This window comes from Azoarcus taiwanensis, assembly GCF_012910885.1.
In the GTDB taxonomy this organism is placed as follows: Bacteria; Pseudomonadota; Gammaproteobacteria; order Burkholderiales; family Rhodocyclaceae; genus Azoarcus_F; species Azoarcus_F taiwanensis.
The window spans coordinates 73,876-93,106 of record NZ_WTVM01000001.1 but is presented as its reverse complement, the minus strand read 5'-3'; the positions used below and the strand labels follow the sequence as shown (position 1 = coordinate 93,106).

The window sequence follows — 19,231 nt, the reverse complement described above, 5'->3', positions numbered from 1 at the left end:
GGTTTATACTTTGAGATCCGGCACAAGGGGCAGCCGGTCGATCCGATGCAGTGGATCAGGGTTCGCTGAGTCGGTGAGGGCTGTCGGAAGCGCTTTAATGGATGGGATTGTCATGCGCAGCAAGCTTCAAAAACTGAGTCTGGTCCTGACCGGTGTCATTGCCGGCATTCTGATCAGCCTGAACTTCTCGGCCAGCGCCGACCGCTCGGTGCTGGCGCCGCTGCCGGTCGAAGAGCTGCGGGCCTTCACCGACGTTTTCAATGCAATCAAGCAGGGTTACGTCGAGCCGGTAGAGGATCGCACCCTGATCAATCATGCCATCAGCGGCATGCTGAGCAACCTCGATCCGCACTCGGCCTATCTTGACGCAGAGGGCTTCCGGGAGTTGCGCGAGGGTACTCAGGGCGAGTTCGGTGGCCTTGGCATCGAGGTCGGCATGGAAGATGGCTTCGTCAAGGTGGTGTCGCCAATCGAAGATACGCCCGCCTTCAGGGCCGGCATTCTGGCTGGAGATCTTACCGTCAAGCTGGACGACACACCGGTGAAGGGCATGACTCTCAGCGATGCGGTCAAGCGTATGCGGGGCAAGCCGAATACCCAGATCACGTTGACCATCATGCGTCAGGGCGAATCCGCACCGCTCGAATTCACGATTACGCGCGAAGTCATCAGGGTGCAGAGCGTCCGCTCGCGGATCATCGAACCCGGTTTCGGCTACCTCCGCGTGGCCCACTTTCAGGAGAACACCGCAGAGTCTGTGGTCGATCATCTGAATCGCTTGTATACCGAGGGGCCGCTGCAGGGGCTGGTGCTCGATCTGCGCAACGACCCCGGCGGTTTGCTGCACGGTGCAATCGGGGTGTCTGCTGCCTTCCTGGCGCGCGACACGCTGGTGGTGACCACCGATGGTCGCGCTCCGGATGCGCGTCGCGAATACCGTGCCTCCCCGGAGGATTACCTCCGCGGGCGCCGTGGTGACTTCATCCGGCGGCTGCCCGATGAGGCCCGCGAGGTGCCGATGGTGGTGTTGGTCAATGCAGGTTCGGCGTCGGCGAGCGAGATCGTTGCCGGTGCGCTGCAGGACCATGGACGGGCGATCGTGATGGGCACCCGTACCTTCGGCAAGGGATCGGTGCAGACCATTCTGCCGTTGAACAACGACGCTGCGATCAAGCTCACCACTGCGCGTTATTACACGCCAAGCGGTCGCTCGATCCAGGCGACCGGCATCGAGCCCGACATCCTCGTCGAGGAGACCGAGAATGGCTCGGCGCGGCGGATGCGCGAGGCCGATCTCCAGGGGTATCTCGGAAACGGGCGGGGCGACTCGCGCGCGGAGCCGGAAGCAAGTCCGGAGGATGACGAAGGTCAGGCGCAAAGCCAGATGCCCCGGTTCGAGATGGGCGGCCCCGACGACTACCAACTCGCGAAGGCGATTGCGCTTCTCAAGGGTGAGGACATCGGTCAGAATAACGACTGATAGCTCAGGCACATAGGGGCGCGCCATGCGTCGGGAAACCGCTTACAAGCTGGCAGGCCGCAACCACAATCATCCGGTTGCGGGCGCCGGCCTGGACAAGCAACGCGAAATCCGTTTTACCAAGATGCCGCCCGGCCAGGTGGCGCAGGCACTGCAGTCCCTGCGCATGCTCAAGGGGGTGGTGGTTTCGCCAGGTGAGCGCGCGCTGAGCCTCATCGTGCGCTATTCGATCCTCGACTACTCGCTCGAGATTCTCGAGGATGCGCTGCGCGAGGCCGGATTCCATCTCGATAACTCGCTCTACGCCAAGCTCGTGCGTGCGCTCGTCTATTTCTGCGAAGAAACCCAGCGCCACAACCTGGAGTCTCCCGAGCGCCTGATCAAGAAGTCGAACGAGGTCTACATCAAGGTGTACGACCAGCATCCGCACGGCGATCGCGACGATACGCCGCCTGAATTGCGCGAATACAAGTAGGGCGCATCACGCGTCTTGCCGGGTCTGCTCATGAACGACGAACAGCTTCTGCGCTACAGCCGTCATATCCTGCTTCCCGAGATCGGCGTAGAAGGTCAGGAGGCCTTGCTCGCGTCGAGGGTGCTGGTGGTCGGTGCCGGCGGGCTCGGGTCGCCCGCGTGTATGTATCTCGCGGCAGCCGGGGTGGGAACCATCGTGCTGTGTGACGACGACGATGTCGACCTGACCAACCTGCAGCGGCAGATTCTCCACAGCGAGGCGACTGTCGGCAGACCCAAGGTCGAATCAGGGCGCGAGAGCCTGTTGCGCCTCAATCCGCTCGTCAATGTGGAGACCGTGCATGCCCGACTCGAGGGCGACGCGCTCGACGCCCAGGTCCGGATCGCTGATGTGGTGCTCGACTGTTGCGACAATTTTGCGACGCGCCATGCGATCAATCGTGCCTGCGCGCACCATCGAAAACCCTTGGTCTCGGGTGCCGCCATACGCTTCGACGGACAGGTATCGGTTTTCGATCTGCGGCGCGCGGATAGTCCCTGTTATCACTGTCTCTTTCCGGAGGGCAAGGATGTCGAGGAGGTGCGCTGCGCGGTCATGGGCGTTTTCGCACCCCTGACTGGCATCATCGGCGCCACTCAGGCTGCCGAGGCGCTCAAGCTTATCGTGGGTTGTGGCGTGTCCCTGGACGGACGTCTGCTGTTGCTCGACGGCCTGGGCATGGAGTGGCGCAGCATCTCCCTTGGCCGCGATCCCGACTGTGCGGTCTGCGGCGCGGATTAAAGCCGGGCAGCTTACTGGACGCCTGGCCGGGCGATGATGCGAAAGTCGCTGCCGATCTGTCGCAGGTCACGTATGTGGAGCTTTGTCGCCCCTGCGAGCGAGGTCAGCGCCGGCAGGTTGAACAGGCCTTGCGCCTGATCGCCGACCAGCATTGGCGCGATGTAGAGCAGGATTTCGTCAACACAGTTTTCGCGCAACAGCGATCCATTGAGCTTGAGTCCGGCTTCGACGTGGATTTCGTTGAATCCCCGCTCTCCAAGTTCGCGCATCAATCGTGGCAGATCGACCTTGCCGGTTGCGTTCGGCAGGACCAGAAGCTCGGCGCCGAGGTCGCGCAGACGGGCGGATTTTGCCGGGTCGTCGGTGGCGGTGACGATGAGGCAGCCGCCATTCTCGAGCAGGCGCGCCTGCGGTGAAATCTCGAGCCTCGCATCGATGAGGATCTTGAGCGGTTGGCGCTCGCAAGCCACATCGCGCACATTCAGGCGCGGGTCGTCCTCGCGTACGGTGCCTATACCGGTCAGTACTGCGCAAGCTCGTGCGCGCCAGGCGTGACCATCGCGTCGTGCTTCGGCGCCGGTGATCCACTGGCTGACGCCATTGGCGAGCGCTGTCTTGCCGTCCAGGCTTGCCGCTGCCTTGAGTCGCAACCATGGACGACCGCGGCTCATTCGCGACACGAAACCAATGTTGAGTTCCTGCGCCTCGCTCTCGAGCAGGCCGAGCTCGGCGACGATGCCGCTCGCACGCAGCCGCTCCATGCCGCGCCCGGATACCAGTGGATTCGGGTCGCCCATTGCGGCCACGACGCGTGCGACGCCTGCATCGATCAGGGCGTCGGCGCATGGTGGTGTCCGACCGAAATGGGAGCATGGCTCGAGTGTGACGTAGGCCGTTGCGCCTCGCGCGCGCTCGCCCGCCGCTGCGAGGGCGAGGATCTCTGCGTGTGGCTCGCCGGCCCGTTCATGCCAGCCCTCGGCGACGACGAGACCATCCCGGACGATGACGCAGCCGACTCTGGGATTGGGCGTGGTGGTGTTCAGCCCGCGGGCAGCAAGGCGCAACGCCTGAGCCATTGCGGCATGGTCAGCTGCCGAAAAGGTCATCTTCGGGCGCTTGTTCGTTCTTGCGAGATCCGCGAGGACGACGTGGTCGCGCCTGAACCTCGCGAATCACTTCGGAGAACTCGTCGACATCGGCAAAGTTGCGGTAAACGGATGCGAAACGGATGTACGCGACCTTGTCCAGTTTCTTCAGTTCGCGCATGACGAGCTCACCGACTTTTTCGCTCGCGACCTCCGATTCGCCCATGGAGAGCAGACGGGCCTCGATGCGCCCGATTGCAGCCTCGACCGCCTCGCTCGCGACCGGACGCTTGCGAAGCGCCAGCTTCATGCTGCCGGAGAGCTTGGCGTGATCGAATTCGCTGCGGTTGCCGTTACGCTTGACGATGTGCGGCATCTTCAGGTCGATGCGTTCGTAGGTCGTAAAGCGCTTGTCACAGGCGACACAGCGCCGACGACGCCTTACGACGTCGCCGTCTTCGTTTTCCCGGGTGTCGGTGACCTGAGTGTTCGGGTCACCGCAGAAAGGGCACTTCATGCGCGCTGTGCGGCTTTACGGTTCGGGCGCCAGGGTTCAGCCGTAAACCGGGAAGCGGGCGCAAAGCTCAGCGACCTTGCCGCGCACTTTCTCGAGCACCGCCTCGTCCGTCGGTGCGTCCAGCACGTCGGCGATCAGATGAGCAACTTGCTCGGACTCGATCTCGGTGAAACCTCGGGTGGTCATCGCCGGCGAACCGAGACGGATGCCGGATGTCACCAAGGGCTTCTCGGGGTCGTTTGGAATCGAGTTCTTGTTGACCGTGATATGGGCCCGACCAAGCGCAGCCTCGGCTTCCTTGCCGGTAATGCGCTTGGCGCGCAAATCGACCAGAAACACGTGGCTCTCGGTGCGACCGGAGACGATGCGCATCCCGCGCTCCTCGGACAACACGCGGGCCATCACGCGGGCGTTGGCGATTACCTGTTCCTGGTAACGGCGGAAATCGGGCTCGGCCGCCTCTTTGAAAGCCACTGCCTTGGCCGCGATCACGTGCATCAGGGGGCCGCCCTGCAGGCCCGGGAAGATGGCGGAATTGATCGCCTTTTCGTGCTCGGCCTTCATCAGGATGATGCCGCCTCGCGGGCCACGAAGCGTCTTGTGGGTGGTCGAGGTAACGACGTCGGCGTGGGGCACCGGGTTGGGATAGCAGCCCGCTGCGACCAGGCCTGCATAGTGGGCCATGTCCACCCAGAAGGTTGCGCCCACTTCCTTGGCGATGCGCGCAAAGCGCTCCCAGTCGATACGCAGCGAATAGGCCGACGCGCCGGCGACGATGATGCGCGGCTTGTGCTCGCGGGCAAGTTGCTCCATTGCGTCGTAGTCGATCTCTTCCTTGGCATCGAGACCGTAGGCGACGACGTTGAACCACTTGCCGGACATGTTGAGCGGCATCCCGTGAGTCAGGTGTCCGCCTTCGCTGAGGCTCATGCCCATGATGGTGTCGCCAGGCTTGGCGAAGGCCATCAGCACCGCCTGATTGGCCTGAGAGCCGGAGTTGGGCTGTACGTTTGCGGCTTCGGCGCCGAACAAGGCCTTGATTCGTTCGATTGCGAGCTGTTCGGCAATATCCACATACTCGCAGCCGCCGTAGTAGCGTCTGCCGGGATACCCCTCGGCATACTTGTTGGTCAATTGCGAGCCCTGCGCCTCCATGACCGCATGAGAGACGTAGTTCTCCGAAGCAATGAGCTCGATGTGATCTTCCTGGCGGCGGTTCTCCGCCTGAATGGCGGTCCACAGTTCGGGGTCGGTCTTGGCGATGGTGTCTTGGGACGAGAACATGGGGAGCGAGTCCGGGAGTGGCAGAAAATAAACGGCAAATTCTATCACGCGACTCCGGTCGCGGCGTGCATCGGTACTGCAGGTCAGGAATTGGGAAGCTCGTCGCGCGAAGCGGGCAGATGCATGGTCTCGGCCCACGCGATCAGCGCCCAGCCCTCAGGGCCGTGCTCGACCCAGTTCAATGCGGCATTCGGGATCTTGAAGTCGCGTGGCGACTCGAGTGATTTGCCGGTGACCAGGCGGTGCACGATGTCGAGCACGCCGCCATGAGTGACGACCAGGACCTGCTGCCCGACGTGCCTTTGCGCGAGCGAATGCAGTGTGCTTTCCACTCGCGAGCGAAAAGCCAGAAGAGTCTCTCCTCCGCCCCGGAAGGCATAGCTCGGGTTGCGCGCTTCGAAGGCGGCATAGGCCTCGGGTAGCCTTTGTTTCGCCTCCTCGTAGGTCAGCCCCTGCAAGCTGCCGTAGTGGCGCTCGCGAAGCGCCGGCAGTGCAGTCGGAACGGTGTCACCGGCGATGCTGCGCGCGGTCTCCAAAGCGCGGGCAAGATCGCTGCTGTAGACCGCGTCGAAGTGCTTGCCATTCAGCATGGCCCCGGTCGCGCGGGCCTGTATGCGGCCGTGATCGTTGAGGGGAACGTCGAGATGCCCTTGCAGGCGGCGCTCGGCGTTCCATGGGGTCTCGCCGTGGCGCACCAGGCAAAGCGTCGTAGTCATCGACGAGTACTCAGGCCGTTGCTGATCGTGTGAGGGGTGGTGACGCATGCCATTGGTTTCTTGGTGTTTTCCCTGATGGCGTCGAGCCCGGTAAACGCGCACCCTTCGCCCTTCGAAACCGTGAATCTAGGCTAGAATCCGCGCTTTGGCAAAATCGGCGGCGGTTTTTGCCTTTTCACAAGTCGTTGAAAACGCGAGCGGTCGCGGGTTTTGCTCGGTCAAGGGGGGGCGATGGTGCTCAAAATTCTCGCGTTTCTGATGCGCGCGATCAACATGGTGAACAAGATCGTTGGCAACGTATTTTCCACGTTGGCCCTCGGGATTGTTCTGGTCTGCTTCGCGGTCGTGGTCGAACGCTATCTGTTCTCGACCACGCGACTGTGGATGCAGGATCTCTACGTCTGGCTCAATGGTGCGATGTTCACTGCGGTTGCCGGTTATGCCTTGTTTCGCAACCAGCACGTTCGAGTCGATATCTTTTACCGCCCCGCGTCCAATCGTCGCAAGGCGATCGCCGACCTCATCGGCGTCTGCGCGTTTCTGTTGCCATTCATGTACATCGTGACGACTTACAGCATGACCTATGTGCAGCGCTCCTGGCGCTTCATGGAAGGCTCGGCGAACGTCGGCGGTATGCCGGGGCTGTACATCCTAAAGAGCTTTTTGTTCGTGTTCACCGCTCTGGTGGCGCTGCAAGGACTGGCGATGCTGATTCGCTCGGTGCTGATTCTCGCCAACCGCGAGGATCTTGTGCCGGCTGATTTTCGATACCAATACGACGACAAGGAGTAAGCGGGGATGGATCCTGTATTGCTGGGTGAGATCCTCGCCGGCCTGATGTTTTTCGGTGTGATCGGGATGCTGATGCTCGGCTTCCCGGTCGCGTTCACACTGGCCGGCACCTCGCTGATTTTTGCACTGGTCGGCTATCACCTCGACGTCTTCAACCCGTCGAACTTCGCCGCACTTGCTGGGCGTTACGTTGGTTACATGACCAACGAGGTGCTGGTCGCGGTCCCCTTGTTCATCTTCATGGGCGTGATGCTCGAGCGCTCCAAGATCGCGGAGCAGCTGCTGCTGACGATGGGCAAGTTGTTCGGCAACATGCGTGGTGGTCTGGGTTTTTCGGTGGTCATCGTCGGCGCATTGCTTGCAGCCTCGACCGGCGTCGTCGGGGCCACGGTGGTGACGATGGGTCTGATTTCGCTGCCGGCGATGATGCGGGCAGGCTACGATCCCAAGCTTGCGACCGGCGTGATCTGTGCGTCCGGCACACTTGGTCAGATCATTCCGCCCTCGACCGTGTTGATCTTCATGGGCGACATGCTCGGTGGCATCAATGCTCAGGTCCAGATGGCGCAAGGCAATTTTGCGCCGACACCGGTCTCGGTCGGTGACCTCTTCGCCGGCGCGTTCCTGCCCGGTCTGATGCTTGTCGTCCTCTACCTGTTGTGGGTGGGGTACAAGGCGATCTTCCATCCTGAATCCTGCCCGGCCACCCCGGTGCCGCCGGAAGAACGGCGTGGCCTCTTGAAGGAAGTCTTTGTTGCACTGGTGCCGCCATTGGCGCTGATCGTGGCCGTGCTGGGTTCGATTCTGGGCGGTCTCGCGACGCCGACCGAGGCGGCATCGGTGGGCGCAGTGGGCGCCATCGTGCTCGCGGCACTGCGCTGGCGCCTGAACTTCACCGTACTGCGTGAGGCGATGATCCAGACTGCGACGATCACCTCGATGATCTTCATCATCCTCTTCGGTGCCTCGGTGTTCGCGCTGGTGTTCCGCCAGATGGGCGGTGACAACCTGGTGCACGAATTCCTCAGCAACATGCCTGGTGGCGCGATCGGCGCAATGATCGTCGTGATGCTGATCATGTTCGTGCTGGGCTTCATCCTCGACACCTTCGAGATCATCTTCATCGTGCTGCCGATCACTGCACCGGTGTTGTTGTTACTCGGACTTGATCCGGTCTGGGTCGGTGTGATGATTGGTGTGAATCTCCAGACCAGCTTCCTGACGCCACCCTTCGGGTTCTCGCTGTTCTATCTGCGAGGGGTGGCGCCAAACAGCGTGTCCACGATGATGATCTATCGCGGTGCAGTGCCTTTCGTCGCACTGCAGATCGTCGCGATTGCGCTGCTGTTCATCTTCCCGCAGGTTGTGACCTGGCTGCCGACCGTGCTCTACCGTTGATAGCTCACCGGGGCGCGAGCACAGGTTCGCGCCCGGCTTGATGACGGAGGCGTCGCGTCTGTCGGCGGGCGAAAAAAAACCGGAGGGCAGCCTCCGGTTTTTTCTTGTGAGACCGACACTCTGGTGACGTCGGTCTCTTGCTGATGACGCTCAGCTGATTTTGAAGAACTTCTCGCGTGCTTCGAGGAAGCCGAGGTCGGTGCCCTCGGTACGCGTCCGCAGCGTGTTCAATGCGGAAACGAAGCTCTCCGCCGTCTTCTTGGTCAGCGCGTCGCCACTCTGGCGGATCTCGCTCAGCAGGTCCATGGATGCCTTGGCGCCGGCTTCGAGGATGCTGTCCGGGAAGTGGGAGTGCGTGATCACGCCATGGTTGTTGATCAGCGTAGCTAGCGCACGCGGGTCGTTGGCGTAGAAATCGGACGCGACCTGGTCGTACTCGGCCTGGCAGACATCGCGCACGATCGCCTGGATATGAGCGGGAAGTGCCTGGAACTTGGCCTTGTCGACGACGAGTTCGGTAGCCAGACCCGGCTCGATGAAGCTCGAAGTGTAGTAGTGCTTGCGAACCTGATGGAAACCGAGTGCGAGGTCATTGTACGGACCGACGAACTCGGCAGCGTCAAGCGCGCCGGACTGCAAAGCCTGGAAGATTTCGCCCGCCGGCAGGTTGGTGACCGATGCACCCATGCGCTGCCAGACTTGGCCACCAAGGCCGGGTGTGCGGAAACGCATGCCCTGGATGTCCTCAACGCCCTTGAGTTCGTTCTGGAACCAGCCGCCGGCCTGGGTGCCGGTGTCGCCGGACAAAAAGCCCTGCAGGCCGAACTGGTCGTAGATTTCGTCCCAGACTTCCTGGCCGCCCATGTAGCGCACCCATGCGGCCAGCTCGCGGCTGGTCATGCCGAAGGGCACGCCGGTGAAGAAGGACAGGCCGACGCTCTTGTTCTGCCAGTAGTAGGCAGCACCGTGGCTCATCTCAGCGCTGCCGTCGATGACTGCGTCGAGGGACTGCAGGGCCGGGACCATTTCGCCAGCCGAAAAGACCTGAATCGTCAGTTCGCCGTTTGTTGCGGCGGTGATGCGGTCGGCCAGACGCTGTGCGCCAACGCCAAGACCCGGGAAGTTGCGAGGCCAGGTGGTGACCATGCGCCAGGTGGTGCGGCGCTGGGCGATCGCGGGTGCTGCTACCGTGGCGGCAGCGGCACCCGCGCCGGCCAGGCTTGCCTTCTTGATGAATGAACGACGATCCATGCTTCTCATCTCCTCTGAGTGGATGTGATTCCAGTTGGTAGTTTTTCCGGCAGTTGGACTGCGCTCCGAGATTATAGGCCGCCAGTCATACGCCGGAACCGCGGAAAACCCTTACATACGGGAATGTATTACCGATGCTTGAGCGCTGTCGATGCGAATCAGCTGCCGGCCACCGTCATGCGATCGATGAGCAATGATCCGCAGTGCTTGGCGCTGCGGTCGAGCCCGTCGTTGCCGACCGCGACGATGCCGCGGAACATCTCGGCCAGATTGCCGGCGATGGTGATTTCCTCCACCGGGTACTGGATACGCCCGTTCTCGACCCAGAAGCCCGCCGCGCCGCGCGAGTAGTCGCCGGTAACGTAGTTGACCCCCTGGCCGAGCAGTTCGGTGACGAGAAGTCCACGGTCCATCTTGCGCACGAGGCCGTCGAGATCGAGCTCACCGGGTTCGAGCAACAGGTTGTGTGAGCCGCCTGCGTTGCCGGTGGTCTGCAGACCGAGCTTGCGAGCCGAGTAGGAGGAAAGAAAGTAGCCCTGCAGGACCCCGTCGAGCACAACGTCACGTGCATGCGTCGCGACCCCTTCGCTGTCGAAGGGGCCGACACCGAAGGCCTTGCGCAGGTGCGGTCGCTCACGGATGGTGACCGTGGGCGAGAAGACCTGCTGGCCAAGGCTGTCCAGCAGGAACGATGATTTGCGATACAGTGCGCCTCCGCTCACTGCGTGGACGAAGTTGCCGAGCAGGGTGACCGCGACCGGGGCTTCGAACAGGACCGGGACTTCGCAGGTCTCGATCTTGCGCGCACCCAGGCGGGCGATCGCGCGCTCCCCGGCGAGCCTGCCGACCGCTGCAAAGTCGCCGAGGTCTGCGGCATCCCGCCGCGAGTCGTACCAGTACTCGCGTTGCATGCGGTCGCCCTCGCCGGCGATGACCGAGCAGGATACGCCGTGTCGCGAACTCGCGTAGCCGCCGATGAAACCCAGGCTGTTGGCCGACACGAAGTGCGACTCCTGGGTCGAAATGCTGGCGCCTTCGGAGTTGGTGATCTCCGAGGACACGTCGAAGGCCGCCTGCTCGCACGCGCGGGCATGCTCTATCGCTGCGGCGACAGGCAGGCGCCAGGGGTGGTGGAGATCGAGGTCCATCGACTCGCGTGCGAGCAGCGCCTCTTCGGGGAGGCCCGCGCAGGGGTCGCTCGCGGTGAAGCGCGCGATCGAAAGCGCAGCCTCCACCGTGCGCTTGATCGCCTCGAGCGAGAAATCCGAGGTGCTGGCGTGGCCTCGCTGCTGGCCGACATACACTGTGACGCCCACACCCTTGTCGCGGTTGTACTCGATGGTTTCGACCTCACCCTTGCGTACCGTGGTCGTTTGCCCGAAGCCTTCCGAAACATCGGTTTCACAAGCGGTTGCGCCGTTGTGGCGGGCGTGTTCGAGCACCGTCGAGGCGATTTCGCGTAGGTGTTCCTGACTGAAGGAGAAACCGGGATCGGACATGGGATGGGCGCTGGTCGTAAAGCTATAATGGTACCCCAACCCAACCGGCAAGACTTTCGATGAGCAGCGAACACCCCACGTCGGATGCCGACGACGGCGAAGACTTCTACCGCGGGCCGAGCAAGAGCAGCAAAAAGCGCGAGATGCACGCCCTGCAGGCGCTGGGCGAGGCGCTCGTGGCCTTGTCATCGGATCAGCTTGCGCGCGTGCCGATCTCCGACAGGCTGCTCGACGCGGTGCGTGATGCCAAGCGCTTCACGAAGCATGAGGCCCGTCGGCGTCAGATGCAGTACATCGGCAAGCTGATGCGCGACATCGACCCGGAACCGATACGCGCACAGCTCGAGATATTCAGCGGCGCCTCCAAGGCCGAGGTTGCCAGGCAGCATCGACTCGAGCGGCTGCGCGACGGTTTGCTCGAGGACGAAAAGCGCATTGGCGAAATCGTCGCGCTCTGGCCGGAGGCCGACCTCCAGCACCTCAGGACCTTGCGCCGCAATGCCCTCAAGGAGCGCGAGCAGAGCAAGCCGCCGCGAGCCTACCGCGAGATTTTTCGGGTACTGCGGGATCTGGATCGTTCGGCGGATGACGCAGTCGATACAAGCGAAGAACAAGACGACACGGAGAGACAATGAGCGAATCCATCACCATCGGCCTGGTGTCGATCAGCGACCGGGCGTCCGACGGCACCTACGAGGACCAGGGTATCCCCGCGCTGCGTGACTGGTTGGCGAGTGCGCTGACCTCGCCCTGGCAGGCCGAGACCCGCCTGATACCCGACGACCGCGAGACCATCGAGCGGACACTGCGTGAGCTGGTCGATGAGGCAGGCTGTTCGCTGGTACTGACCACTGGTGGCACCGGTCCCGCGCCTCGTGACGTCACCCCGGAGGCGACGCTCGCCGTCGGTGAAAAGGAAATGCCGGGTTTCGGTGAGGAGATGCGTCGAATCAGCCTCAATTTCGTGCCGACCGCGATTCTGTCGCGGCAGGTCGCGGTGGTGCGCGGGCAATGCCTGATCGTCAATCTGCCGGGCCAGCCCAAGTCGATTCGCGAAACCCTCGAGGGCGTGCGCAACGCAGACGGGAAGGTCACCCATGTCGGCGTGTTCGCTGCGATTCCCTACTGTATCGACCTGATCGGCGGCCCCTATGTCGAGGCGGACGAGACCGTCATCAAGGTGTTCCGGCCAAAACACGCGCTACGACCGCCACAGGCGTGAGCCGGGGTTCGAGCGCAATCATTTGGGCACGATACGAATCACTTTGCCCTTGAAAGAGGGGGAGCCGGGGATCGCGGCGAGTTGACGACGCCGCTCCTGCTCTCGCCACCAGGCGCGAACGCCGAGCAGTGCCGCCAGGATCAGGGCGTAGATCAGTGGTTCTCGTATGTCGGCCTTGACCAGCCACCAGTAGTGCACCACCGCCAGGATGGCGATGCCGTAAACCGAGCGGTGCAGGGCCTGCCACCGCTGGCCGCCCATGCGGCGCATCGCGCCCTGAGTGGACGTGATGGCGAGCGGGATCATCAGCACGAAGGCAGCAAACCCCACGGTGATGAAAGGCCGTTCAAGGATGTCGAGGGCGATCGCGCCCCAGTCGAAATAGAGATCCAGCCAGACGTAGGCGGCGAAATGCAGGCTGGCGTAGAAGAACGCGAACAGCCCCAGCATGCGGCGTAGCCGAATCAGCCAATGCAGACCGGTGAAGCGTCTCAGCGGCGTGACCGCGAGCGTGATAAGCAACATCCGCAAGGCCCAGTCGCCGGTGGCGTGGGTCACCGCCTCGATCGGATTTGCGCCAAGACGCATCGCGAACCATTCATTCGCGAGCAGGAGGGCTGGCGCGAGGCAGGCGGTGAAGACTGCGATTCGAATCGCGACAAGCAGGGCCGGTGCCGGGCTGCGAAGCCCGGCGAGCAGGGAAGAACTGGACATGGGGCGAATGGTAACAGGCGCCGACTGGCCCGGAGGCTGATCAATAGAAGGTCTTCAGGTCCATGCCCTGATAGAGGTGAGCGACCTGGTCGCCGTAGCCGTTGAACATCAGCGTCGGTCGGCGCCGCAACTCGCCGATGCGGCGCTCGGTCGCCTGGGTCCAGCGAGGGTGGCGCACTTCCGGATTGACGTTGGAGTAGAAGCCGTATTCCTGCGGCGCCGCCTTGTTCCAGGCGGTGGCCGGTTCGTTTTCGGTCAGCCGGATCGTGACGATGGACTTGGCGCTCTTGAAGCCGTATTTCCAGGGTACCACCAGTCGGATCGGCGCCCCGTTCTGGTTGGGCAGGACCTGGCCATAGAGGCCGACCGACAGAATGGTCAGCGGATGCATCGCCTCGTCTATGCGCAAGCCTTCGGTATACGGCCAGTCGATGATTGGACGCCTGTTCATGATCTCGGGGTCGTAATGGGTGACGAACTCGACATACTTCGCGCTCCCCAGCGGTTCGACCTCCTTGAGCAAGGCTGAGAGCGGAAACCCGACCCACGGGATGACCATCGACCAGGCTTCGACGCAGCGCAAGCGGTAGATGCGCTCCTCAAGCGGTGCGATTCGGAGCAGGTCCTCGATATCGAAAGTGCGAGCTCTGGCTGCGAGGCCCTCCACCGAAACTGTCCATGGGCGTACCTGCATCTTGTGTGCATGGGTCATCGGATCGGTCTTGCCAGTGCCGAATTCGTAGAAGTTGTTGTACGACGTTACCGATTCGATTTCGGTCAGCCCCTCGTCAGTACTGAACTCGCTCGGCAACAAGGGCTCCAGCTTCCGCACCGAGGCCATTGACGTTCGCGGCCAGGCGCCCAGCGCGAGCGCGCTACCGGCCAGAGCGAGCGCACCGGCGTCGCGCATGAAGCGACGTCTGTGGCGATAAACGTCTTGGGGCGTGATCTCCGAGGGCAGGATATCGGCGGGGCGGCGGATCAGCATTGGGGCACCGTGCGGTTCGTTGTCGTTGTCCTGACTGCGACCGATGTGCGGCAGGAAGGTTCGCATGTCGCGGTGAGCGCTGGCTTCGGGTTAGTATTGTCTTCTTTAGGCAAGCCATATCGAGTCGCAAACATGTCCGCTTCGGTGAAAATCCATATCGACGACGTCCGCATCCAGGAAATCAAGGAGTTGATTCCGCCTTCCCATGTGCTGCGCGAGTTCCCCGCCACGCCGAAGGCGGCCGACGTCGCGTTCCAGACGCGTCAGGCGATTCACCGAATTCTCTTTGGCGCAGACGACCGCTTGCTGGTCATCATCGGACCGTGCTCCATCCATGACACAGACGCGGCGATGGAATACGCGCGGCGCTTGCTGGTGCAGGCTGACCGCCTCAAGGACGATCTGCTCATCGTGATGCGGGTGTACTTCGAAAAGCCGCGTACCACGGTGGGCTGGAAGGGGCTGATCAACGACCCGTATCTGGACAACAGTTTCCGCATCAACGAGGGGGTACGCCTCGCGCGCAAACTGCTGTGGGAAATCAACGAGCTTGGCCTGCCGGCTGGTACCGAGTTCCTCGACATGATTACGCCGCAATACATCGCGGACCTGATCTCCTGGGGGGCGATCGGAGCCCGGACGACCGAGAGCCAGGTTCACCGCGAGCTGGCCTCCGGTCTGTCATGCCCGGTCGGGTTCAAGAATGGCACCGACGGCAACGTGCGGATCGCGGTCGACGCGATCAAGGCTGCGCAGTCTCCACACCATTTCCTGTCGGTGACCAAGGCGGGTCATTCGGCGATCGTGTCCACCCGGGGCAATGAGGATTGCCACGTCATTCTGCGCGGTGGCAAGAGCACCAATTTCGATGCTGAAAGCGTCGATACGGCCTGCAAGGACCTCGCGGCATCCGGCGTGCCGCCCAAGGTCATGATCGACTGTTCGCACGCCAATAGTCGCAAGCAGCATGCATTGCAGATCGAGGTCGCACAGGATGTCGCAGATCAGCTGGCTGCGGGAGAGGATCGCGTCATCGGTGTGATGATCGAGTCCCACCTCAAGGAGGGGCGTCAGGACCTCGTGCCGGGCAAGGAACTCGAATACGGCAAGAGCATCACCGACGCCTGCATCAGCTGGGAAGACAGTATCGGCGTGCTGGATACCCTGGCCGAAGGCGTGCGCGCGCGCAGGGTCGCCCGCGCTGCCAAACTGGAATAGGGCGCGCGGCCCTCGGTGATCTTGCGTCAGTTTTCACCGGCTGGGGCTTCGGCGCCGTGCCAGAAGCGTTCGGCTCCGGGGTGAAGCCGCGTCACGACACCGCGCAGGCCATTGTCACGGTTCAGTTCCCGTGCACTCTCCGACACTGTGTGCATGAAGCTCAGCCCTGGCTCGGAATACAGGGTTTGCAGTGAGTCGGTGACGATATCAGCCGGTACGTCGGCCGACGCGACCCATAGCGCGGCCTCCTGAAAGCTCGGAACCGGGTTATCCACACCAACATACATGCCCTCCGGTATCGTCGTCGGGGTGTAGTAGGGATGCGCGTTCGAGAGTGACTCGAGCTTGGCGGCGTCGAGCAGTGGCAGAACACGCAACGGCGCCTCGCCCGCAAGCTGGATCACGGTGACGCTCGGCATCTCCTCGAACAGCCACAGCGCGTCTACCCGTCCCTCGACCAGGGCATTCGCACCTTGGGATGCCGGCAGGAACACCGCGTCGAAGCGACCCCACAGATTCACAGCCTCGAAATAGTGACGTGCCGCGTTAGCTGTGGCAGATCCTGCCGGACCGATCGAAATGGTTTTACCAGTCAGGTCCGCGACCTGGTCGACCGGAGTGTCGCGCAGCGTCAGCAGATGTCCGGTGACGCCGAAAAGGTGGGTTACTGCCAGCGCAGCCGGCGCCTCCGGGGCGCCCCCGGCTGCTGCCCGGAACAGATCGCCGGCGTAAACGATCGCAAAGCCCGGTTGGTCCCCCGCGAGACGACGCAGGTTTTCCTGGGAGCCGGCCGATGCCGTGTAGGGCACCTGTACGCCCTCCAGAGCGCGCGACAGCAGGGTGGAGAGGCCATCTGCAATGTGCTGCAGTGTTGTTGCATCCGCGCCGCCCGAAATTGGCACCCTGTGTATCTGTGCCTGGGCCAACGAGGCAGCGATGCAGGCCGCAGCGACAGCGAGCGCCCGCATGAATCGCAGCGCTCGGCCCTGCAGGTTCTCCGTCAGGACCGACGGGCTGCTGGCTGGCACCGGATCAGTCCTTCCCGTCGTGATGACCACGGACGATCAGGACGGACACACTCACCTTGCGTACCAGGTTTTCCGCGACGCTACCCAACAGCAGGCGGCGCACGCCGCGGCGGCCGTGCGAACCCACCACGAGCAGATCCGCGCCGGAGTTCTTGACTGCATTCGCGATGAGGTCGTCGGTGTGTTCGCCGTGTCCCTTGAGCAAATGAGTCTTGGTCTTGACGCCGGCGGCCTGTGCCTTTTCCAGCGCTTTCGAGAGCACATCCTGGCCCCCGGTCTCCAGCACCTGCTTGAGCTGTTTGGCGCTGGTCGTCGTCACGCCGCCGGCGTGGAAGACATGTACCAGCTGCTCGTCGATCGCGTGAGCGATCTCGAGGGTAGCATCGTGTGCCTTGGCAACTGCGATCGCCTCTTCCAGTGCTTTCTGGGAGGTCCGGCTGTCGTCGATGGCGATGAATACGTGTTTGTACATGCAATGCTCCTTGGTTTGGCCAGCGCGCCCCTCGGGGTGCGCCGGCCGAGCGCTGTTGAATCAATCCAAGCCGCGCGCGACGTTCTTCGGTGTGACGAACTTGCGCTGGATCAGGAAGACCAGGGCCGCCACCGACAGGCCGATGATATCGGACATCAGACCGCCGGCGATCATGGCGAGCGCCGCGACGATGAGCACGATTCGAAGCGCGCTTCCGACGACTCCGAAGAACCACCCCTGGATGCCGGAAGCGAGCAGATAGATGCCAAAGGCGGCGGTGACGAACGCGTGCAGGTTCTGATGCCATTCGCCTTGCATCAGCAGCGGGGCCGAATAGAAGAACATGAACGGCACAACGAACGCGGCGAGACCGACCTTGAAGCTCTCGACGCTGGTCTTCATCGGATCCGACTGCGCGATGGCCGCACCGGCGTATGCGGCCAGCGCCACCGGCGGGGTGATCGCCGACATCACCGCGTAGTAGAAGATGAAGAAGTGCGCGGTCAGCGGCTCGATGCCGAGCTGGATCAGGCCCGGAGCGATGACGCTGGCTGCCACCGCATAGGCAGCCGTTGTCGGCATGCCCATGCCGAGAATGATCGACACACACATCGCGAAGAACAGCGCGACCAGCTGGCTCTGGCCGGCCAGGCCGAGCAGCATCGAGGAGAAGCGGGTGCCGATGCCGGTCAGCGCGATGACGCCGACGATGACCCCAGCCGCCGCACACACCGCGACCAGTTGCAGCGACATGCGCGCAGCGATCTCGAAGGCGTAGAGGATTTGCTTCGGTCCCATGCGGAACGGCGTGAACCAGCTCACCACAGCAGCCGCGGCCATGGCCAGAGTGCCGGCCCGGATGACAGAGTAACCGAGGAACAGCGCGCCGATCAGCGTGAAGATCGGGATGAACAGGAAGGCCTGGCGCGCCAGTTTGGCGAACTCCGGCAGTTCCTCGCGCGGCAGGCCGCGCATGCCCTTCTTCAGTGCCTCCTTGTCGACCATGAAATAGACCGACAGGAAGTACAGGGCTGCAGGGATTATGGCCGCGATGACGATGTCGGCATAGGCGATGCCGGTGATCTCGGCCATGATGAAGGCGCCGGCGCCCATGATCGGCGGCAGGATCTGGCCGCCCGAAGAGGCTGCGGCTTCGATCGATGCCGAGGTCTGAGGCTTGTAGCCGACCCGTTTCATCAGCGGGATGGTCAGCGAGCCGGTCGACACGACGTTGCCTGCCGAGGTGCCGTTGATGGTGCCCATCAGCGCGGATGAGAAGACCGCGACCTTGGCGGGGCCGCCGCGGGTCCCGCCTGCTGCCGCGAAGGCAAAGTTGACGAAATATTCACCGACGCGACTCGCTTGCAGGAAGGCCGCGAAGGTGATGAACAGAATGATGTAGGTCGACGAGATCGCAGTGGTCGGGCCCAGCACACCGTTGTCGGTATAGAGGAACGCGAAGAAGCGCTGCGGTGCATAGCCGCGGTGCTCGAGTACCCCGGGCAGCCACGGGCCCACGAAACCGTATGCGATGAACACTGCGACGATGATCACCAGCGCGAGGCCGGCGAGGCGGCGGGTGAGTTCGAGGATCAACAGAATGCCGGCGATCGACGCATACATGTCGTTGATGTGCGGGAAAACCTGAGCGCGAATGCGGAGGAATTCGGCGTGGGCGATGATGTAGACGCCGACGGTGATCGCCGCGATGGCTAGCAATACATCAGGGAGCGCAACCCGCCCGCGGTTCCGCGTCGGCGAGGTCCATGACGCGAGCAGTGCGAGTGCCGTGCCGGCGATGATCGGATAGCCGAAGGTCATCAGCATCTTCTCTTTCGGTGCGCCGGTGCGCACGAGGTCGCCGGTGACGATCGCGAAAATGATTTGCCCAAGCGCGGTGAAGATCAGCACCGCGGCAGGGAGCAGGAGAATCCATTCGAGCGGCGTGGCTGACTGCCTGCCGCCGGATTCGGCCGGGAAGGCCCGTGCCGAGAAAAAGATGAAACCCAGTGCCAGGCCGCCGGCGACGTGGATCAGGCGGTATACCCAGGTCTCGAGCGGGTAGAGGTTCATGACCCCTACATGGAAGGCGGTGTAGATGATGCAGGCCGCGGCGAAAATCAGGCCGAGCTTGCCGGTAAACACCCGTTGGTTGGAAACGACGACCTCGGCATCGACGCCTGCGGCGATGTTGTCCTTGTCACGGATCTCGAATTCGTTGCCGCTGTCGGCGGTTGTCGCCTCTTGGGGCGCTTGGCTGGTCATTGGGATGCCTCCCGGTGCTGTTCTCTATGTGCTAACAAAAAGGGCCA

At 62.8% G+C, this 19,231-nt stretch carries 19 protein-coding genes; 8 read left to right on the top strand and 11 right to left on the bottom strand.

All coding sequences use genetic code 11. The features are described from left to right. Window positions 1–112: 112 nt before the first annotated feature. From GPA21_RS00440 to GPA21_RS00430, 3 genes are read left to right on the top strand one after another with little or no spacing between them, the layout of a single operon-like run. Window positions 113–1,480: a S41 family peptidase gene (locus GPA21_RS00440; protein WP_168986234.1), complete on the top strand. Its 1,368-nt coding sequence runs from the start codon at window positions 113–115 to the stop codon at window positions 1,478–1,480. 25 nt (window positions 1,481–1,505) lie between these two features. Continuing rightward, window positions 1,506–1,955, top strand: coding sequence for a hypothetical protein (locus tag GPA21_RS00435; RefSeq protein WP_168986233.1), 450 nt, complete (start codon window positions 1,506–1,508; stop codon window positions 1,953–1,955). Window positions 1,956–1,985: 30 nt separating this feature from the next. Beyond that, window positions 1,986–2,735, top strand: a complete 750-nt coding sequence (locus tag GPA21_RS00430; protein WP_168986232.1) for a HesA/MoeB/ThiF family protein — start codon at window positions 1,986–1,988, stop codon at window positions 2,733–2,735. An 11-nt stretch (window positions 2,736–2,746) separates the two neighbouring features. On the opposite strand, the gene ribD is transcribed toward GPA21_RS00430, so the two are convergent. From ribD to GPA21_RS00410, 4 genes are all read right to left on the bottom strand, one after another. Continuing rightward, window positions 2,747–3,841 carry a bifunctional diaminohydroxyphosphoribosylaminopyrimidine deaminase/5-amino-6-(5-phosphoribosylamino)uracil reductase RibD gene (gene ribD / locus GPA21_RS00425; protein WP_168986231.1) on the bottom strand — a complete coding sequence of 365 codons (1,095 nt, stop codon included), beginning with the start codon at window positions 3,839–3,841 and terminating at the stop codon, window positions 2,747–2,749. After that, window positions 3,822–4,337: a transcriptional regulator NrdR gene (gene nrdR / locus GPA21_RS00420; RefSeq protein WP_168986230.1), complete on the bottom strand. Its 516-nt coding sequence runs from the start codon at window positions 4,335–4,337 to the stop codon at window positions 3,822–3,824. The genes ribD and nrdR overlap by 20 nt, the downstream gene beginning before the upstream one ends. 36 nt (window positions 4,338–4,373) lie before the next feature. Beyond that, window positions 4,374–5,621 (bottom strand): serine hydroxymethyltransferase, encoded by a 1,248-nt coding sequence (gene glyA, locus GPA21_RS00415; RefSeq protein WP_168986229.1) that lies wholly within the window; start codon window positions 5,619–5,621, stop codon window positions 4,374–4,376. Window positions 5,622–5,704: 83 nt separating this feature from the next. Next, complete coding sequence (locus GPA21_RS00410; protein ID WP_168986228.1) at window positions 5,705–6,337, bottom strand: histidine phosphatase family protein; 633 nt, start codon at window positions 6,335–6,337, stop codon at window positions 5,705–5,707. Window positions 6,338–6,568: 231 nt separating this feature from the next. On the opposite strand from GPA21_RS00410, the gene GPA21_RS00405 reads away from it, so the two are divergent. Together GPA21_RS00405 and GPA21_RS00400 are read left to right on the top strand one after the other, a co-directional pair. Further along, on the top strand, window positions 6,569–7,129 hold the full coding sequence (locus GPA21_RS00405) for a TRAP transporter small permease subunit (RefSeq protein ID WP_168986227.1): 561 nt from the start codon (window positions 6,569–6,571) through the stop codon (window positions 7,127–7,129). Window positions 7,130–7,135: 6 nt separating this feature from the next. Next, window positions 7,136–8,527, top strand: a complete 1,392-nt coding sequence (locus tag GPA21_RS00400; RefSeq protein WP_168986226.1) for a TRAP transporter large permease — start codon at window positions 7,136–7,138, stop codon at window positions 8,525–8,527. Window positions 8,528–8,677: 150 nt separating this feature from the next. Here GPA21_RS00400 and GPA21_RS00395 read toward each other — a convergent pair whose 3' ends face one another. Both GPA21_RS00395 and pmbA read right to left on the bottom strand, forming a co-directional pair. Further along, complete coding sequence (locus GPA21_RS00395) at window positions 8,678–9,778, bottom strand: TRAP transporter substrate-binding protein (protein WP_168986225.1); 1,101 nt, start codon at window positions 9,776–9,778, stop codon at window positions 8,678–8,680. A 158-nt stretch (window positions 9,779–9,936) separates the two neighbouring features. Beyond that, window positions 9,937–11,277, bottom strand: a complete 1,341-nt coding sequence (gene pmbA / locus GPA21_RS00390) for a metalloprotease PmbA (RefSeq protein ID WP_168986224.1) — start codon at window positions 11,275–11,277, stop codon at window positions 9,937–9,939. A gap of 59 nt (window positions 11,278–11,336) precedes the next feature. Here pmbA and yjgA point away from each other — a divergent pair, with 59 nt between their 5' ends. Both yjgA and mog read left to right on the top strand, forming a co-directional pair. Beyond that, window positions 11,337–11,912 carry a ribosome biogenesis factor YjgA gene (yjgA, locus tag GPA21_RS00385; RefSeq protein WP_168986223.1) on the top strand — a complete coding sequence of 192 codons (576 nt, stop codon included), beginning with the start codon at window positions 11,337–11,339 and terminating at the stop codon, window positions 11,910–11,912. Beyond that, window positions 11,909–12,499, top strand: a complete 591-nt coding sequence (mog, locus tag GPA21_RS00380) for a molybdopterin adenylyltransferase (protein ID WP_168986222.1) — start codon at window positions 11,909–11,911, stop codon at window positions 12,497–12,499. The genes yjgA and mog overlap by 4 nt, the downstream gene beginning before the upstream one ends. An 18-nt stretch (window positions 12,500–12,517) precedes the next feature. Here mog and GPA21_RS00375 read toward each other — a convergent pair whose 3' ends face one another. Continuing rightward, window positions 12,518–13,213: a protein-methionine-sulfoxide reductase heme-binding subunit MsrQ gene (locus tag GPA21_RS00375; protein WP_168986221.1), complete on the bottom strand. Its 696-nt coding sequence runs from the start codon at window positions 13,211–13,213 to the stop codon at window positions 12,518–12,520. 40 nt (window positions 13,214–13,253) lie between these two features. Next, window positions 13,254–14,201, bottom strand: coding sequence for a protein-methionine-sulfoxide reductase catalytic subunit MsrP (gene msrP / locus GPA21_RS00370; RefSeq protein ID WP_168986240.1), 948 nt, complete (start codon window positions 14,199–14,201; stop codon window positions 13,254–13,256). Between the two features lie 132 nt (window positions 14,202–14,333). Here msrP and aroG point away from each other — a divergent pair, with 132 nt between their 5' ends. After that, entirely contained in the window at window positions 14,334–15,419 is a 1,086-nt protein-coding gene (gene aroG, locus GPA21_RS00365) for a 3-deoxy-7-phosphoheptulonate synthase AroG (protein ID WP_168986220.1), read from the top strand. 26 nt (window positions 15,420–15,445) lie between these two features. Here aroG and GPA21_RS00360 read toward each other — a convergent pair whose 3' ends face one another. From GPA21_RS00360 to GPA21_RS00350, 3 genes are read right to left on the bottom strand one after another with little or no spacing between them, the layout of a single operon-like run. Beyond that, the gene (locus tag GPA21_RS00360) at window positions 15,446–16,447 is read right to left on the bottom strand and encodes a TAXI family TRAP transporter solute-binding subunit (protein ID WP_168986219.1); all 1,002 of its coding nucleotides are present in this window, start codon (window positions 16,445–16,447) and stop codon (window positions 15,446–15,448) included. A 4-nt stretch (window positions 16,448–16,451) separates the two neighbouring features. After that, window positions 16,452–16,919 carry a universal stress protein gene (locus tag GPA21_RS00355; RefSeq protein WP_168986218.1) on the bottom strand — a complete coding sequence of 156 codons (468 nt, stop codon included), beginning with the start codon at window positions 16,917–16,919 and terminating at the stop codon, window positions 16,452–16,454. A 60-nt stretch (window positions 16,920–16,979) separates the two neighbouring features. After that, window positions 16,980–19,184 carry a TRAP transporter permease gene (locus GPA21_RS00350; RefSeq protein WP_168986217.1) on the bottom strand — a complete coding sequence of 735 codons (2,205 nt, stop codon included), beginning with the start codon at window positions 19,182–19,184 and terminating at the stop codon, window positions 16,980–16,982. Window positions 19,185–19,231 lie beyond the last annotated feature (47 nt).

What these genes read in the sequence shown, in the direction of transcription:
- GPA21_RS00440 (WP_168986234.1), top strand. Translation starts at nt 113, where the DNA reads ATGCGCAGCAAGCTTCAAAAACTGAGTCTGGTCCTGACCGGTGTCATT.
- GPA21_RS00435 (WP_168986233.1), top strand. Translation starts at nt 1,506, where the DNA reads ATGCGTCGGGAAACCGCTTACAAGCTGGCAGGCCGCAACCACAATCAT.
- GPA21_RS00430 (WP_168986232.1), top strand. Translation starts at nt 1,986, where the DNA reads ATGAACGACGAACAGCTTCTGCGCTACAGCCGTCATATCCTGCTTCCC.
- ribD (WP_168986231.1), bottom strand. Translation starts at nt 3,841, where the DNA reads ATGACCTTTTCGGCAGCTGACCATGCCGCAATGGCTCAGGCGTTGCGC.
- nrdR (WP_168986230.1), bottom strand. Translation starts at nt 4,337, where the DNA reads ATGAAGTGCCCTTTCTGCGGTGACCCGAACACTCAGGTCACCGACACC.
- glyA (WP_168986229.1), bottom strand. Translation starts at nt 5,621, where the DNA reads ATGTTCTCGTCCCAAGACACCATCGCCAAGACCGACCCCGAACTGTGG.
- GPA21_RS00410 (WP_168986228.1), bottom strand. Translation starts at nt 6,337, where the DNA reads ATGACTACGACGCTTTGCCTGGTGCGCCACGGCGAGACCCCATGGAAC.
- GPA21_RS00405 (WP_168986227.1), top strand. Translation starts at nt 6,569, where the DNA reads ATGGTGCTCAAAATTCTCGCGTTTCTGATGCGCGCGATCAACATGGTG.
- GPA21_RS00400 (WP_168986226.1), top strand. Translation starts at nt 7,136, where the DNA reads ATGGATCCTGTATTGCTGGGTGAGATCCTCGCCGGCCTGATGTTTTTC.
- GPA21_RS00395 (WP_168986225.1), bottom strand. Translation starts at nt 9,778, where the DNA reads ATGGATCGTCGTTCATTCATCAAGAAGGCAAGCCTGGCCGGCGCGGGT.
- pmbA (WP_168986224.1), bottom strand. Translation starts at nt 11,277, where the DNA reads ATGTCCGATCCCGGTTTCTCCTTCAGTCAGGAACACCTACGCGAAATC.
- yjgA (WP_168986223.1), top strand. Translation starts at nt 11,337, where the DNA reads ATGAGCAGCGAACACCCCACGTCGGATGCCGACGACGGCGAAGACTTC.
- mog (WP_168986222.1), top strand. Translation starts at nt 11,909, where the DNA reads ATGAGCGAATCCATCACCATCGGCCTGGTGTCGATCAGCGACCGGGCG.
- GPA21_RS00375 (WP_168986221.1), bottom strand. Translation starts at nt 13,213, where the DNA reads ATGTCCAGTTCTTCCCTGCTCGCCGGGCTTCGCAGCCCGGCACCGGCC.
- msrP (WP_168986240.1), bottom strand. Translation starts at nt 14,201, where the DNA reads ATGCTGATCCGCCGCCCCGCCGATATCCTGCCCTCGGAGATCACGCCC.
- aroG (WP_168986220.1), top strand. Translation starts at nt 14,334, where the DNA reads ATGTCCGCTTCGGTGAAAATCCATATCGACGACGTCCGCATCCAGGAA.
- GPA21_RS00355 (WP_168986218.1), bottom strand. Translation starts at nt 16,919, where the DNA reads ATGTACAAACACGTATTCATCGCCATCGACGACAGCCGGACCTCCCAG.
- GPA21_RS00350 (WP_168986217.1), bottom strand. Translation starts at nt 19,184, where the DNA reads ATGACCAGCCAAGCGCCCCAAGAGGCGACAACCGCCGACAGCGGCAAC.